Below are 13,952 nucleotides of genomic sequence, written 5' to 3'. Positions count from 1 at the left end.
TTTGATGAACACCCCGTGGTGTTCTTCTGGTGGGTACTGTCCCCAGTCTGCACCTTCCCCTGCACAGGAAGGTCAAGACCCGGAGTAAAGAGTTAGGCGTGCTAGGGAAGTGTTGTGGCAAGAAATGCCTTCAGGGCATCGGCCTTCATGGGCCGGGAGTCAGCCCGGCCCAGAATGTCTCCGTCGGGTGCGACGACGACGGTGCTGTCCAGGGATGTGACCGCGTACTTTTGGGTGAGCTCCCCGGTCCGGTCCACAACGAAGGGGTATCCGGGATTTCCGGCCAGTTCACGGAACTGGTCCACCTCGGTTTGGGTGTTCTCCGGCGTCACGTCCACGGCGACGAAGTCTGCCTTACCGGCATACTCCTGTTCCAGTTCCTTCATCGCTTCTGCCTGTGGAACGCAGGTATAGCACCAGCTCGCCATGAAGAACAGCACTGTCGGGCGGGTGGAGGGGACGGTGAGGGCTTTGCCGTCCACGGACGTGACCTCGATCCTGTCCACAGTGTTTCCACCAGCGGACCCGGTGGCTGGATTAGTTTCGCTCCCGCGGTTCAGTGCCGTGATGGCCAGAATCAGGATGAGCGCCGCGGCGGCTATGACGGCAGTAATGGTGAAGATCCGCCGGTGGTTTCTGGTCTTTGTCATGGGTTTCCTTGCTCGTTGTTGCGCCCTGGCGCGGTCTCGGGGAGGTGGGGTGCGGGGTTGCAGCACGCTTCGGTGTTCTCCCTTCTCTCAGTCCCGTCCGCGGGCCTGCTGTTGTCCTCTGCCTTGCTTTTGCTGCGGCGCCGCAGGGACAGGGCCACGGCGGCGAGGACAGCGGCCACCGCGGTGAAGGTGATGATCGGCCAGTTGCCCGAGATGAACCCGGACAGCGCTGCGCTGGCTGCGGTGACTGCCCCGCTCATGATCCCCCCGGCCTGCCCGCCGGACAGTGCGGGCACCCAGTAGAGCAGCAGGTAGATGCCCGCAAGGACAAGCGCGGCTCCGCCGAGACGGTTAACAAAGGGCAGCAGCTTTCGGACGTGGCGTGCCATGGCGTTCCGCGCTACCGCTGCACCGAGGGACAGAAGAACCAGCACCACCGAGGAGCCCAGGGCGTAGGCGGCGAAGACCGCCAGCAGCCCGGCCAGGCTTCCGGTGGACACGGCCTGGGCGACGACAGCCAGCAGCAGGGCCAGGCTGCAGGAGAGTGCGGCCACCGCATACGCGACCCCGTAGCCAAAGACCGCCCTTAACCCCGAACCGGTTCCGTCCCTCTTCAGAATCCGGGGCAGGTTCAACCTCGTCCCGGGCAGTTGCCATCCGAACACCATGCCAAGGCCGGCGGCCACAATGACTGCTCCGATCAGCGCCGCGGCCCAGGGCAGCGCCGACGCCACCGACCGCAGACCCACAGCGGCGAGCAGGCCGGCCGTAACAAAGACAGCAGCGAAACCGGCGCTGAGGGCAACCCCGGCCCGAAGACCTGCAAGCAGCGGCCGCTTCCGTCCCGCGCCGGGTCCGGAACCGATGAAGTACGCCAGATAGGTCGGCAGCATCGCGAACCCGCACGGATTGACTGTGGCAAGCATCCCGGTCAGAAAGGCAAGACCTAAAACGCCTGTCATGCCTTTGACCCCGCTCCGTTAGCTGCAGGCGTACCGGGCGGGCGCATAAGCAGGACCGCCGTGGCAAGGGCTCCAGCGGCAATGATCCAAATGTTGCCGGCCATCGGCCCGGCTGCAGTCAGAAAACCGGCTGCACCTGCCAAAACGGGCACCCAACAGCACACCAGGAGAGCCGTCACAGCACCAAGGGAGGACAGCAAAGCCCCCGCCGCAAGCACCAGGCCCGGACGCTCCCGGCCCTTCGCCTTTACTGACATGATCATCCCTTTCTCTGTCCGGTTTTCTTGCCCGCCCTCGCGGGGATACCTGGCAAGAAGCGGGACGCTGGTATTCGGTCTCAAACCATCATTGACCTTCCACCATGGGGGAAGGTCAAGCCGACAACGGGCCCTAATTGTTTGCGATGCCGATGCAAAACCTTCCAGTACAATGGAAGGGTTAGCTGCGTTTTCGGAACGAGAAGAGGACCCGAAATGCGAATCGGTGAAGCCGCTGCCGCTGTCGGCATGACAGCCAAGACGATCAGGTTCTATGAGGACCGGGGCCTGCTCCCGCCGGCTGAACGTTCGGCCAACGGCTATCGTGACTACGGACACGAGACCCTCAGTCGCCTTGAATTCATCCAACGCAGCCAGATAGCGGGGCTGACCTTGCAGCAGATCCAAGGCATTATGCGGATCCGCGATAACGGCCTGACGCCTTGCACCCACGTACGGGACGTCCTGGGAAAACAACTTACAGACCTGGACCGGAAAATCGCAGAGCTCACCGCACTGCGGGCAACCGTGGCCGAACAATACTCAACCGCCGAGGCAGCCGACCCGGAGTGCTGTGACGCGGAACAAATCTGCAGCTACATCTGAGCCAACCTCACGCACTGGAGCCCAATCCCGGAAAGAACGAAGACGGCATGAAAATAGAACTTCTGGGTTCTGACACTGTCCGCCAATGCTCCTGCTGCGGGCGCACAATGCATCGGAAGAAGCTCCACCCCCTGGGTACAGAACCTGCCTACATTTGCCGGCGGTGCGCGCTATGGGTCGCCCTCAGACCTGGGAAGCGATCCTGAGTCGACGACTCCATGACCACACGCTGGCCAAGTGCGGTTCGAACATTCCGTGCAGACGACTTCGGAAGCTCACATTGGTAGTGCCGGTCGATGTACCGGAAGTGCATACAACGTCTCACAACCCTTGGGATATGAGGCGTCTCATCGACTGAACGACCTCGACGACCGGCAGGGCCCTAATTTTCGTGGAATCGAACGAGTTCGTGCACGGCTGGCGAGTCTCGTAACTATGTCTCGAAAGCTTCTGATTGAATCGGTGTATTCACCGTTAGTTACGAGACACGTCGGAGCAGCCTATGACGAAACTGATCGGCTACGCACGTGTTTCGACGCGGCAGCAGTCCACCGACCGGCAGCAGGTGGATCTTATGGCCGCCGGCGTCCGCCGCGATGACCTCTACGTTGATCACGGTGTGTCTGGGGCGCGAGCATCACGACCCCAGTTCGATCGGGCACTCGACGCGCTGATCGACGGCGACACCCTCGTCATCACGACACTGGACCGGCTTGGAAGATCCACACAGAACATGCTTGCCCTCGCCGACGAACTCCGCGGTAGAGGCGCGGGCCTACGCGTACTGAACCTCGGCGGCGGCGACGTCGACACCGCGACACCCCTGGGCTCGATGTTGTTCACGATCATGGCCGCTCTCGCGCAAATGGAACACGAGATCAAGCGCGAACGCGTTACCGATTCCATCAGCAAACGGCGCGAAGCTGGAAAGGACCTTGGCGGCCGACCCCGCCGACTTACTGACAGTCAGATTAGAAGCGCTGTCCGCTTGGTTGAAGGCGGCGACCCCGCCGCGCAGGTTGCCCGCGATCTCGGAATGTCCCGAGCAACGTTCTATAGACGGTCGCGAGCACTCAAGGACTAACCGCATCGCATTATCCTCCCTGAAGGCGAGACCAAGCGATCACGGAATGCCGCGGAGCGATTAAATCCACCAGGCCAACGGTGCGAAAACCGCCAAACCGAGCTGTGAAAAAACCGCCATTCTCGGTTAACAGTCACACTCGATTGATAAACCGCGAGTCTTCAGCACTTTCAATTCTTGCAACTATGTCTTGTACACAGCCCCAAGGAATCACGTAAATGACCTCCGTTACGAGACATATTTAAGCTGATGCCCAACGACTTGCTAGATGCGCTTAGAAAGCAGCTGGACGATCCAAAAAAGCAATCCCGATTCGGCACTGTCCACTTTTCATTCAAGCTACCTCGCCATTCAAGCGTGCTTAGCCGAAACCTAAAATCACGCGTACCAAGGTGGACGGTATTCAAAGGGAGGGTCTTCGCCCACCCGTCCGTCGATCGCCTCGCGCAGCAGATCCGCGTGACCGGTATGCCGGCCGTATTCTTCGATCACATCGCAGATTAATCGTCGTACGCTCGCGTGTTTTCCCTCGTACTCCAAAGCTGAAGGCGCATCGAGCCCACCCGCGGCAACTACCTGAGCCTGAACCTCCCTGCTTCTAAGCACTACTTTGTCATAGCGCGCATAAAGCGCTTCCGGGTTCTCTTCGGCGTTCACCGCGAACTGGTCGCGCCCCTCAGCGGTGAATTCAAGCACGATCTCCGGGCGTCCGCGGGCGATCAAGTAGGCAAAGTTTTCGTCTTCGACTACCGCCAGATGCTGCAGCAGTCCACCGATGCTCAGCTCGCTGCTCGGCAGCTTCTCCGCAAGTTGCTCGATGTCCAGTCCGTCGGCCTTATATCTGAAGGTGGTGCGCAACCGGTCGAGCATGCCGAGCAGGTGCGCTTCCTCGGTGCCGTCCATTGGCGGCTCCCAGGGAGGGAAATTTTCCATGGTGTTCTCCTGTGCAGGATGTGTGAGTTGGCGTACCAAACTGGTTTCGCCGGCCCATGAATTGAATAATTAGAAGTATGCCCCTAACCGCCACAGCTTTGGAAGCCCCGCACTGGATGCCGCATGCCGCCGCGCATGAGGTCCGCGCGCGGGCCTTTGGCGAACCTTTTGTGCAGCGCAGGATGACCGGGGCCAAACATCCCATCGAAGATTTCCTCTTCACCTATTACACGCAGAAGCCAGGCCAGCTCTACCGTTGGCACCCGGGTGCCGGCGTGGTGCTGCTCGGCGAGCAGGCCCACGAACGAGAAGATTGGAAGTTCTACCGCAGCGTGGAAACCCCTGCAGGGCCGGGGGCAGAACTCGATCTTGAGAAGTTCTCCCAGTCACGGGCCAAAGTGATCGAATTCGCCCGCATCCTGCTGCGCAATACCGCACAGAAGCCGGCCAATTTCTCCTGCTTCGGATTGCATGAATGGGCGATGGCCTACAAGTCCGAGGCCAACGGGATACGCCACGAATACTTGCCGCTTCGCCTTGGCGCGACGGGCACGGACGAGGTCGTGGAAAACCATAAGATCCGTTGCACGCATTTTGATGCCTTCCGTTTCTACACTCCGGAGGCGGTGCCGCTCAACGAACTGCAGCCAACCCGTGAGACGCAACGCGACCTCGAACAGCCGGGCTGCCTGCATGGAAATATGGACCTGTATAAATGGGCCTATAAGTTGAGCCCGGCAGTTCCCAGCGATCTGGTCATGGACTGCTTTGAACTGGCGTGGGATATCCGCACCATGGACATGCAAGCTTCGCCCTATGACCTTGGGGATTGGGGCCAAGAGCCGATCCGAATCGAGACTCCGGAGGGCAAGGCGCACTATGTGCGTCTGCAAAAGGAGTTCGCCCTGCGGGCGGAGAAGCTGCGGATGGAACTATTGCAGGTGGTGCTCAGCCTGCCAATTGCCTCGGAACGCTAGCGTGTTGAACTAAAAGGGAAGCACAATTGGTTCATGGGACGACTGAAGAATCGGAAGGCGCGCACGGGCCTGGTTTTTGTAGCTCCGCTACTGGCCGGTCTGCTGCTCGCTGGTTGCGCCAGTTCGGCTCCCACCGCGGGCACCTCACCCGTTGGCGCTGACGCAGACCTCAAGATCAGCATCAGCTTCGAGGGGAAATCCGTCGACAGCGAATACCATCTATCCTGCCGCGGCGCCCAGGCCGCTGATTCCAGTACGCTGCCCGAGTCGAATGCCGCCTGTGCGTTATTGGCCAAGAATCCCGAAGTGCTCACCCCGCAACGCTCGCCGCAGCAAAGCTGCACTGAGATCTATGGCGGGCCCGCGACGGCAAGGATCAGCGGAAAATTAGGTGGGAAACAAGTCGATACGAGCTTCGACCGCCACAATGGCTGCGCGATTAGCGAATGGGATGCATTGGCCCCGCTGCTGGGCGAGGGCATGAAATAACCCGTTATATCCTCCTCTAGATGCCGCCACGGATAGCTCCAGCGACTAGAATAGGAAGACTATGGAGTTCTTCCTGCTGATCATCGCGCTGCTGTTCGCCACTATTTTGATTGTCGGGCTGGGTGAGCGCATCAAGCTCCCCTATCCAATCCTGATGCTCATTCTTGCCACCTTGGCCGGCTTCCTCCCGTTCATGCCTGAACTGCATATCGATCCAGCGTTGATCCTGCCCATCTTCCTGCCGCCGCTGCTCTTTGCCACCGCGCAGCGCAGCTCCTGGTCGGTGTTCCGGCTGCGCTGGAAAGCGCTGATCCGCCTCGCGGTCGTGCTGATCGTGGTAACCGCCGGCGCAGTGGCGGCAACCTCGCTGGCCTTCGCACCCTTCCTGTCGGTTCCCTTGGCGATCGCCCTCGGTGCCATCGTCGCCCCACCGGACCCGGTAGCGGTGGACGCGATTGCGACGAAGGTGAAAATGCCGCGGAGGCTCACCTCCCTGCTGGAGACCGAGGGGCTGTTCAATGACGCGATGGCCATCGTGCTCTTCCAGCTTGCGGTCACCGCCACGCTGAACGGCACCGAGGTCGGCTTGGATCTCATTCCGAAATTCTTGATCGGTGCGGCGGTGGCCATCATCGTGGGCATCGCCATGGCCTGGATTGTTGGTTGGCTGAACCGGTTCGTGCCTAATCTGGCGGCGCGCTGCGCGGCAACCTTGGTGGCACCCTACGCCGTCTACATGCTGGCCGAGGAAGTCCATGCCTCCGGCGTGGTCGCGGTCGTGGTGCTGGCCCTGGAGCTGGGCCGCCGCGACCGTCCGCAGGACTCGCAAGAACGCTTGACCCGGCACGCCTTCTGGGAAGTGCTCGAAATGCTGGCCACCGGTCTGGCCTTTGGCCTCATGGGCCTGGAGATGAACTCGGTCATCCAGGAAGAGGGCAGCAACCTGCTCGGGTTCATTCCCGGCATCCTTGCCATCTGTGTCGTAGTGATCCTGGTTCGGACGCTCTGGATGTTCGGCACCTACTATCTGCCAAATGCCCGGCGCGGGATGGAGAAGGTCTCCGCGGCCAAGGATTCTCTGGTGCTCACCTGGTGCGGCATGCGCGGGCTGGCCACCCTTGCGCTCGCCTTGGCTCTGCCGAAGTTCACCGCGGAAGGTACCCCCATCGAGGGAAGAAACTTCGTGGTGGTTGCCGCCTGCTCCGTACTGCTCGCCACCCTCGTGGTCCCGGGGCTGACGCTGCCGATGCTGATGCGGGCGCTCAAGCTGCGAGGCAATGACCAGGCCACCAAAAAGGCCCGCCGCGCGCTCGCTCGCCGGGCCGAAGAAGTTGCGGTGCAGACCCTGAAACAGAATCTTGAGCTGCAGCAGTTGCCGGAGAACTACCGCCACGTGGTCACCCGACGCATGCACGACCTGCACAACATCTTGCTGACCGATCCGGATACGCATGACGCGATCACCGATGAAAAATACACCCAGTTGCGCGCGGTGATCACCAAGGCCGATGCGATTCAGTCCACGGCGCTGGCGGCGGCCCGCGACGAGTTGCTCCGTGCCCGGCGCGAACCCGGGGTTGACCCGCATATGGTTGACCAGATCATGCAGCGCCTCGATATGCGCACGGCCACCTTGGACCGCTAGCAAGCAATAGGGTGGCCGGAACCTGCTAATGGTTCCGGCCACCCTATTGCGCATCTATACGCGTTTAGCCTGCGGCGCGTTCGAGACGAACGATCACCTCGTAGTGATTGGTCTGCGGGAACATGTCCATCACCCGGGCCTGCTTCGCGGTGAATTTGTCCAGCCTCGCGAGGTCCCGGGCCAGCGAAACCGAATTGCAGCTGGAGTACACCACATGCTGCACCGTCGAATCGTTGAGCCACTGCGCCAACTCGGCCGAAATGCCCCGACGCGGCGGATTGACGATGACCGCTTCCGGCGCCTGCTCGGCGGATAACGCGAATTCGGTGGCGTCCATGGCGGTGAACGTTGTGTTCTCCAAGCCCATCTCCTCCACCGCGACCTGCGCCGCGGCCACCGCCTCGGTGCTGGTTTCGATTCCCTGCACCCGACGCCCGCCTTCGGCGCAGTGCAGCGCGAAGCCGCCCACCCCGCTGTACAGGTCCCAGAGGCTGGCAGGATTCGCATCGGTAATCCACTGGCGCGCCTGGCGGTACAGCGCGGCGGCAATCTCGGTGTTCGTCTGGAAGAACCCCTGCGGGCGCAGGTGCATCGGCACGCCATTCAGGCCGAATTCCAAGGTGGTGCGGCGGGTGAGGATGATTTCTTCTTCACCCTCCAAGACGGCCTTGTGCTCGGGCAGGAAGTTCACCGAAACCACGCTGTGGCGCGGGAGCAGCTCGAGGAATTGAGGCAGGGAATCGCGAAGGGCCACGAAGTGCTTCTTGGTGCGCAGCACCCAGCGCACCATGACCGCTCCGGTGTCCGAAAGAGTGAGGATGACGTGCTTGAGCTGTCCCTTGCCCTTGGGCACGTCATAGGGGATGAGTTTCAGTTCCTTGATGAAGCGCTCGATCACCGGGAACAGCGCGCGCAGTTCGGGAGCGCAAACCCCGCAGTTGCGCAGGTCTACGCCGTGGCCGTCGGCGTCGAGGATTCCGATGGTCGGATTCTCGGTAGTTCCGGAGATCACCATTTTCGCCTTGTTGCGGAAGCCCGATTCGGAGCTGGCCTGCGGCGGCAAGAATTGCAGGTCGGGGAACTGCGCGAGCGCGGTGGCGCAGTGGTCGGCTTTGGCCTGGAGCTGGTCAACGTACGGCACCGTCATTTGGGTGCATGAACGGCAACGTCCGGCGGAGAAGTAAAGGCATTCCATGGTGCCTCCAATTTTAGCGAAGAAGCCTGAGCCTGGGGCGCAAAGAGATTTCGACGGTTATTGACCGCAAATTTTCAGCTTTCCCCGATATGCTCACTAGCAGATCGACATTCGGCAGGAACATCACCGCTACCGGAAAACCGCGGATCATTGAAAGGAAAGATGGCACTTCGACACGGGCATTCCACGCAACGACGTGGCTACGCATTGCTAGCGCTCCCCTTGGCCGCCGTACTTGGAGCTTGCAGCAGTTGCGCTTCTTCAGTCCCCCAAGCGGCCCCCGTCCCGTCGGCCACCTCTTCCAATAGCCCGACAAATTTGCCGGTGCAAAGTCCTGCTGCTGCTCCCTCCAGCGCGCAGAGCAAGCCATCTGCCGCCACCAGTTCCAGCACCGGCCTGGCAACCAAACCCGCCACGAGCGCGAGCGCCAAGTCGACGTCGAACCCCGCCGCTTCCCAAGGAAGCGTTGCCCCCTTGTCGAGTGCAGCTTCCTCTGGATCTGCCAGCATCAAGCCGTTGACCCAAAGCGGACCGATCCATTCGACCTCAACCACCGCTCTATTTGCGGCGGTTGCCGAAGGCGATGTCGACTCGGTGCGTAAAGCCTTGAAAGACGGCGCCGAGCTGGAAGCCAAAGACGCACGGGGGAACACTCCGCTGATGCGCGCGGTACTGGACCGCAATCATCAGGTCGCCAAGCTGCTGCTGGCCGATGGGGCGAGTCCTAACGCAAAAAACAAGTCCCAGGAATCACCATTTCTGCGAGCCAGCGCCTTTGGCCTCGAAGACGTGCTGCGTTCCGCACTGGCCCACGGCGCCGACGTAAACAGCGTCGATCGGCTGGGCAGCACCGCCTTGTTCGTGGCCAGCGAAGCCGGACAGGTGGAATCGGTTCGTGTCCTGCTGCAGCACGATATCCCGCTGGACAAGGTCAATGATCTTGGCTGGAGCGCACTGCATGTGACCATCTCCTTGGGCCAGGGCTCGAATAATTCGCTGTCCATAGCCCGCCTGCTCTTGGCCGCCGGGGCTAATCCGCACCTGACCGACCCTTCCGGATCCAACGCCTTCGAACTTGCCGAGAAGCGCAACCAGCCGCAGATGCTTTCGGCCCTGCGCAACTCCAGCAAATAGCGCGGCGAGTTCCGCTACAGGGCATCGACGTAGAACCAGGCGCCGTCTTCCCGCACGAACGAGCTGACCTCGCGCTGGCTGTCCCGGCCCTGCCCGAGGCTGTAGTGCGCCTCGAATTCCACGACTCCACGCGTCGCGGTGGCGCCTCCTGCACGGGTTGCAATGATGACCAGGCCCAACCAGCGCATTTGGGCGTCCAGCTCCAGTTCCTTGGGCCGGGTGGTCTCATGCCAGGTCTCAAGCAAATACCGGCGCAGTCCCAAGGCAAAGGCGCTATAGCGCGAGCGCATCAGCTCTTCTGCGGTGTCGGGCAGCGCTGACCGGTCGGTCCGTCCGTCATGAAAGGGCTGGCAGCATTGCGCGTAGCTGCGCTGCTCTGCGTCCAATTCACGGCAGGGACAGCGGGTTTCCTTGGAGTTTTGCACGTATCCAGCTTACTTGCACGCTCCGGTGACCCAGCCCACGAGCCGAATATCACACGTCTTAATCGCCGCTAAAGCGGTAGTTGCACACACCCCTGCGTTTTGCGCGTCACATACCCGGTAGACTTGTAAAGCAAGCTCGCGGAGCGCCAAATCCCCCTGGTGTGAGACGGCAACTCCGTGTGGCATTTAACTTAACCTCGCCAACAGGAGATATGCCGGATGCCCCGCATCGTTGTAGATGTCATGCTCAAGCCAGAAATCCTTGACCCTCAGGGCAAGGCCATCGCGGGAGCACTTCCCCGCCTAGGCTTCACCTCCTTCGAAGCTGTCCGCCAGGGCAAGCGCTTTGAACTCACCGTCAATGGCGAGGTGACCGAAGAAATCCTCGCCCAGGCGCGCGAAGCGGCGGAGACCCTGCTGTCGAACCCGGTCATCGAGGACGTTGTCAACGTCGAGGTAGTCGAAGACTAATGAGCACAGAACTTCCCTTGATTGGCGACTACTCGACGCCAACTTCCGAACTTTCTGGAGCGCGCATTGGCGTGGTGACCTTCCCGGGCACCCTCGATGACCGCGACGCCGCGCGTGCGGTGCGCGCAGCCGGTGCCGAAGCGGTGTCCCTGTGGCACGCCGACACCGAGCTGCAGGATGTTGACGCCGTGGTGATCCCCGGCGGCTTCTCCTACGGCGACTACCTGCGCGCCGGCGCGATCTCCCGTTTCGCACCGATGATGTCCAAGATCGTCGATGCCGCGAACTCCGAAGCCAAGCTGCCCGTGCTGGGCATTTGCAACGGTTTCCAGATCCTCACCGAGTCGCACCTGCTGCCCGGTTCGATGATCAAGAACGACCACCTGAAGTTCCTCTGCCGCGATCAGCTGCTGCGCGTGGAGAACAACCAGACCGCCTGGACCAACGGCTACGAAGCCGGCCAGGAGATCACCATCGTGCTGAAGAACCAGGACGGCCAGTACGTGGCCGACGAGAAGACCCTGGACATGCTCGAGGCCGAGAACCGCGTGGCGTTCAGCTACGTGGGCTGGAACCCGAACGGCTCGCGCCGTTCGATCGCCGGCATCTCCAATGCGGCGGGCAACGTGGTGGGCCTCATGCCTCACCCGGAGCACGCCATCGAGGCCGGTTTCGGTCCGGATCACCGCGGCACCGACGGTCTGACGTTCTTCACCAGTGTTTTGACCCACCTCGTTGGAGGCAAGAAGTGAGCCAGGAAGTGACCAAGGAATTCAATATCGACACCGTCGATAACGCGGCCGGTACCCCGAATGTGGAACTGCCGTGGGCCGAGCTGGGCCTGAAGGACAACGAGTTCGCGGAGATCATCAAGATCCTGGGCCGCCGCCCGACCGCGGCCGAATTGGCCATGTACTCGGTGATGTGGTCCGAGCACTGCTCGTACAAGTCCACCAAGAACCACCTGCGCCAATTCGGCGACAAGGTCACCGAGGAGATGAAGAAGGACCTGATGGTCGGCATCGGCGAAAACGCCGGCGTCACCGACCTGGGCGACGGCTGGGCCGTGACCTTCAAGATCGAATCGCACAACTCCCCCTCCTTCGTCGAACCGCACCAGGGTGCGGCCACCGGCATCGGCGGCATCGTGCGCGACATCATCTCCATGGGCGCCCGCCCGATCGCCGTGATGGACCCATTGCGCTTCGGCGCGATCGACCACCCCGACAGCCAGCGCGTGGTGCACGGCGTGGTCTCCGGCATCGGCAGCTACGGCAACTCGCTGGGCCTGCCGAACATCGGCGGCGAAACCGTCTTCGACCCGATCTACCAGGGCAACCCGCTGGTCAACGCGCTGGCAGTCGGCGCGCTGCGCCACGAAGACCTGCGCCTGGCCAACGCCTCGGGCGTGGGCAACAAGGTGGTGCTCTTCGGCGCGCGCACCGGCGGCGACGGAATCGGCGGCGCCTCGGTGCTGGCTTCCGAGTCCTTCGACGACACCAAGCCTTCCAAGCGCCCGGCCGTGCAGGTCGGTGACCCCTTCGCCGAGAAGGTGCTCATCGAGTGCTGCCTGGACCTGTTCAAGGCCTCCCTGGTCGAGGGCATCCAGGACCTGGGTGCCGCCGGCATCTCCTGCGCCACTTCCGAGCTCGCCTCCAACGGCGAGGGCGGCATGCGTGTCGAGCTGACCGATGTGCTGCTGCGCGACCCGACCCTGACCCCGGGCGAAATCCTGATGTCGGAGTCCCAGGAACGCATGATGGCCGTGGTCACCCCGGAGAACGTCGCGGCTTTCGAAGCCGTCATGGCCAAGTACTCCGTGGAGTACTCCTGGCTCGGCGAGGTCACCGACACCAACCGCCTGATCATCACCTGGGATGGCGAAGTCATCGTGGACGTGGATCCGAAGACCGTCGCCCACGACGGCCCGGTCTATGACCGTCCGTATGCTCGCCCAAGCTGGCAGGACGCCCTGCAGGCAGATACCTTCAAGGCGTCGGAGGCCGGGGCGAACCTTCCGGCTGCCGGTGAAGAGCTGAAGGCTGCGGTGCTCGAGCTGATCGCCAGCCCGAATATGTGCGACAAGTCCTGGATCACCCGCCAGTACGACCGCTACGTCGGTGGCAACACCGCCCTGGCTTCCCCGGATGATGCAGGCGTGGTCCGTATCGATGAGGAAACCGGGCTTGGCGTAGCCATCGCTACCGATGCCAACGGCCGCTACACCTACCTGGACCCTTACCTGGGTGCCCAGCTGGCGCTGGCCGAGTCCTACCGCAACGTCGCCACCTCCGGCGCGATCCCTGCGGCGGTCTCGGACTGCCTGAACTACGGCTCCCCCGAGGATCCGGATGTCATGTGGCAGCTGGCCGAAGGCATCCGCGGACTGTCCGACGCCTGCAAGGTGCTCGGCGTCCCGGTGACCGGCGGCAACGTCTCGCTGTACAACCAGACCGGCACCACCGCGATCCACCCGACCCCGGTCGTTGCGACCCTGGGCAAACTGGATGACGTGGCACGCCGCACCCCATCGGGCTGGCGCGAAGAGGCCGACGGCCAGGCGATCTACCTGATCGGCGAGACCTTCGACGAGCTGGACGGTTCCGAATTCGCCAACCTGCGCGGACACCTCGGCGGCTTGCCGCCGAAGCTGGACCTGGAGGTTGAGAAGGAACTCGGCGCGATCCTGATCAACGCCAGCCGCGACGGCATGGTCGACGCGGCGCATGACCTCTCCGAGGGCGGCCTTGCGGCCGCGCTGTCGGAAATGGTCCTGCGCTACGGTGTCGGTGCCCGTGTGGCCCTGGACGACATCAAGAAGCGTGACGGTGTCGATTCGTTCACCGCGCTGTTCTCCGAGTCGCAGTCCCGCGCACTGGTTGCGGTTCCGCGCAGCGAAGAGGTTCGCTTCAACGACATGACCAGCGCCCGCGGTGTGACCGTGGCTCGCCTGGGCATCGTCGATGCGGAATCGAGGGCCTTGGAGGTACAGGGTGAATTCACCGTGTCCGTCGAGGACCTGCGTGCCGCGCACGAAGGCACCATGGAGAAGTACTTCGGCTAAGCCTCCGCGCTAATAGCCCAATACGGCCAACGGCCCGTTTCCTCGGTGAGGAGACGGGCC

General features: G+C 62.2%; 15 protein-coding genes. 9 read left to right on the top strand and 6 right to left on the bottom strand.

All coding sequences use genetic code 11. From position 1 onward, the window contains the following. Positions 1-101: 101 nt before the first annotated feature. Both CQ015_RS08700 and CQ015_RS08695 read right to left on the bottom strand, forming a co-directional pair. Positions 102-650, bottom strand: a complete 549-nt coding sequence (locus CQ015_RS08700) for a TlpA disulfide reductase family protein (RefSeq protein WP_105649890.1) — start codon at positions 648-650, stop codon at positions 102-104. After that, entirely contained in the window at positions 647-1,612 is a 966-nt protein-coding gene (locus CQ015_RS08695) for a cytochrome c biogenesis CcdA family protein (RefSeq protein WP_105649889.1), read from the bottom strand. The genes CQ015_RS08700 and CQ015_RS08695 overlap by 4 nt, the downstream gene beginning before the upstream one ends. 473 nt (positions 1,613-2,085) lie before the next feature. On the opposite strand from CQ015_RS08695, the gene CQ015_RS08685 reads away from it, so the two are divergent. Then, positions 2,086-2,475 (top strand): heavy metal-responsive transcriptional regulator, encoded by a 390-nt coding sequence (locus tag CQ015_RS08685; protein WP_105649887.1) that lies wholly within the window; start codon positions 2,086-2,088, stop codon positions 2,473-2,475. A 502-nt stretch (positions 2,476-2,977) separates the two neighbouring features. After that, complete coding sequence (locus tag CQ015_RS08680) at positions 2,978-3,559, top strand: recombinase family protein (protein WP_105649886.1); 582 nt, start codon at positions 2,978-2,980, stop codon at positions 3,557-3,559. Positions 3,560-3,937: 378 nt separating this feature from the next. Here the strand turns inward: CQ015_RS08680 and CQ015_RS08675 are convergent, their stop codons facing one another. Beyond that, positions 3,938-4,492, bottom strand: coding sequence for a DUF664 domain-containing protein (locus tag CQ015_RS08675; protein ID WP_105649885.1), 555 nt, complete (start codon positions 4,490-4,492; stop codon positions 3,938-3,940). A gap of 77 nt (positions 4,493-4,569) precedes the next feature. On the opposite strand from CQ015_RS08675, the gene CQ015_RS08670 reads away from it, so the two are divergent. From CQ015_RS08670 to CQ015_RS08660, 3 genes are all read left to right on the top strand, one after another. Continuing rightward, on the top strand, positions 4,570-5,469 hold the full coding sequence (locus CQ015_RS08670) for a 3-methyladenine DNA glycosylase (protein WP_105649884.1): 900 nt from the start codon (positions 4,570-4,572) through the stop codon (positions 5,467-5,469). A 33-nt stretch (positions 5,470-5,502) separates the two neighbouring features. Continuing rightward, positions 5,503-5,958: a hypothetical protein gene (locus CQ015_RS08665; RefSeq protein ID WP_105649883.1), complete on the top strand. Its 456-nt coding sequence runs from the start codon at positions 5,503-5,505 to the stop codon at positions 5,956-5,958. 61 nt (positions 5,959-6,019) lie between these two features. Then, the gene (locus tag CQ015_RS08660) at positions 6,020-7,603 is read left to right on the top strand and encodes a sodium:proton antiporter (protein WP_105649882.1); all 1,584 of its coding nucleotides are present in this window, start codon (positions 6,020-6,022) and stop codon (positions 7,601-7,603) included. Positions 7,604-7,667: 64 nt separating this feature from the next. On the opposite strand, the gene rlmC is transcribed toward CQ015_RS08660, so the two are convergent. Together rlmC and CQ015_RS18945 are read right to left on the bottom strand one after the other, a co-directional pair. Further along, positions 7,668-8,798 carry a 23S rRNA (uracil(747)-C(5))-methyltransferase RlmC gene (gene rlmC, locus CQ015_RS08655; protein WP_105569754.1) on the bottom strand — a complete coding sequence of 377 codons (1,131 nt, stop codon included), beginning with the start codon at positions 8,796-8,798 and terminating at the stop codon, positions 7,668-7,670. Positions 8,799-8,998: 200 nt separating this feature from the next. Continuing rightward, on the bottom strand, positions 8,999-9,352 hold the full coding sequence (locus tag CQ015_RS18945; RefSeq protein WP_181148442.1) for a hypothetical protein: 354 nt from the start codon (positions 9,350-9,352) through the stop codon (positions 8,999-9,001). Between CQ015_RS18945 and CQ015_RS18940 the strand changes: the two genes are divergently transcribed. Continuing rightward, complete coding sequence (locus CQ015_RS18940; RefSeq protein WP_258138125.1) at positions 9,273-9,932, top strand: ankyrin repeat domain-containing protein; 660 nt, start codon at positions 9,273-9,275, stop codon at positions 9,930-9,932. The two genes, CQ015_RS18945 and CQ015_RS18940, sit on opposite strands and share 80 nt — an antisense overlap. 14 nt (positions 9,933-9,946) lie before the next feature. On the opposite strand, the gene CQ015_RS08645 is transcribed toward CQ015_RS18940, so the two are convergent. Then, a complete protein-coding gene (locus tag CQ015_RS08645) occupies positions 9,947-10,357 on the bottom strand; it encodes a YchJ family protein (protein ID WP_105649881.1) in 411 nt (136 codons plus the stop codon). Between the two features lie 219 nt (positions 10,358-10,576). Here CQ015_RS08645 and purS point away from each other — a divergent pair, with 219 nt between their 5' ends. Genes purS through purL form a run of 3 tightly spaced genes read left to right on the top strand, consistent with a single transcriptional unit; the run spans position 10,577 to position 13,892 of the window. Continuing rightward, positions 10,577-10,828, top strand: a complete 252-nt coding sequence (gene purS, locus CQ015_RS08640) for a phosphoribosylformylglycinamidine synthase subunit PurS (RefSeq protein WP_096285640.1) — start codon at positions 10,577-10,579, stop codon at positions 10,826-10,828. After that, positions 10,828-11,580, top strand: coding sequence for a phosphoribosylformylglycinamidine synthase subunit PurQ (gene purQ, locus CQ015_RS08635; RefSeq protein WP_105553515.1), 753 nt, complete (start codon positions 10,828-10,830; stop codon positions 11,578-11,580). Before purS ends, purQ begins: the two co-directional genes overlap by 1 nt. After that, on the top strand, positions 11,577-13,892 hold the full coding sequence (gene purL, locus CQ015_RS08630) for a phosphoribosylformylglycinamidine synthase subunit PurL (RefSeq protein WP_105649880.1): 2,316 nt from the start codon (positions 11,577-11,579) through the stop codon (positions 13,890-13,892). The genes purQ and purL overlap by 4 nt, the downstream gene beginning before the upstream one ends. Positions 13,893-13,952: the final 60 nt, after the last annotated feature.

This window comes from Arthrobacter sp. MYb221, from assembly GCF_002979835.1.
Classification (GTDB): Bacteria; Actinomycetota; Actinomycetes; order Actinomycetales; family Micrococcaceae; genus Glutamicibacter.
Note: the sequence above shows the minus strand (reverse complement) of the source record. Positions and strands in the feature narration are given on the sequence as shown.

Coding starts and splice junctions, on each gene's coding strand:
- CQ015_RS08665 (WP_105649883.1), top strand. CDS start 5,503: ATGGGACGACTGAAGAATCGGAAGGCGCGCACGGGCCTGGTTTTTGTA.
- CQ015_RS08675 (WP_105649885.1), bottom strand. CDS start 4,492: ATGGAAAATTTCCCTCCCTGGGAGCCGCCAATGGACGGCACCGAGGAA.
- CQ015_RS08670 (WP_105649884.1), top strand. CDS start 4,570: ATGCCCCTAACCGCCACAGCTTTGGAAGCCCCGCACTGGATGCCGCAT.
- purQ (WP_105553515.1), top strand. CDS start 10,828: ATGAGCACAGAACTTCCCTTGATTGGCGACTACTCGACGCCAACTTCC.
- CQ015_RS08685 (WP_105649887.1), top strand. CDS start 2,086: ATGCGAATCGGTGAAGCCGCTGCCGCTGTCGGCATGACAGCCAAGACG.
- CQ015_RS08695 (WP_105649889.1), bottom strand. CDS start 1,612: ATGACAGGCGTTTTAGGTCTTGCCTTTCTGACCGGGATGCTTGCCACA.
- CQ015_RS08680 (WP_105649886.1), top strand. CDS start 2,978: ATGACGAAACTGATCGGCTACGCACGTGTTTCGACGCGGCAGCAGTCC.
- CQ015_RS08660 (WP_105649882.1), top strand. CDS start 6,020: ATGGAGTTCTTCCTGCTGATCATCGCGCTGCTGTTCGCCACTATTTTG.
- rlmC (WP_105569754.1), bottom strand. CDS start 8,798: ATGGAATGCCTTTACTTCTCCGCCGGACGTTGCCGTTCATGCACCCAA.
- CQ015_RS08700 (WP_105649890.1), bottom strand. CDS start 650: ATGACAAAGACCAGAAACCACCGGCGGATCTTCACCATTACTGCCGTC.
- purS (WP_096285640.1), top strand. CDS start 10,577: ATGCCCCGCATCGTTGTAGATGTCATGCTCAAGCCAGAAATCCTTGAC.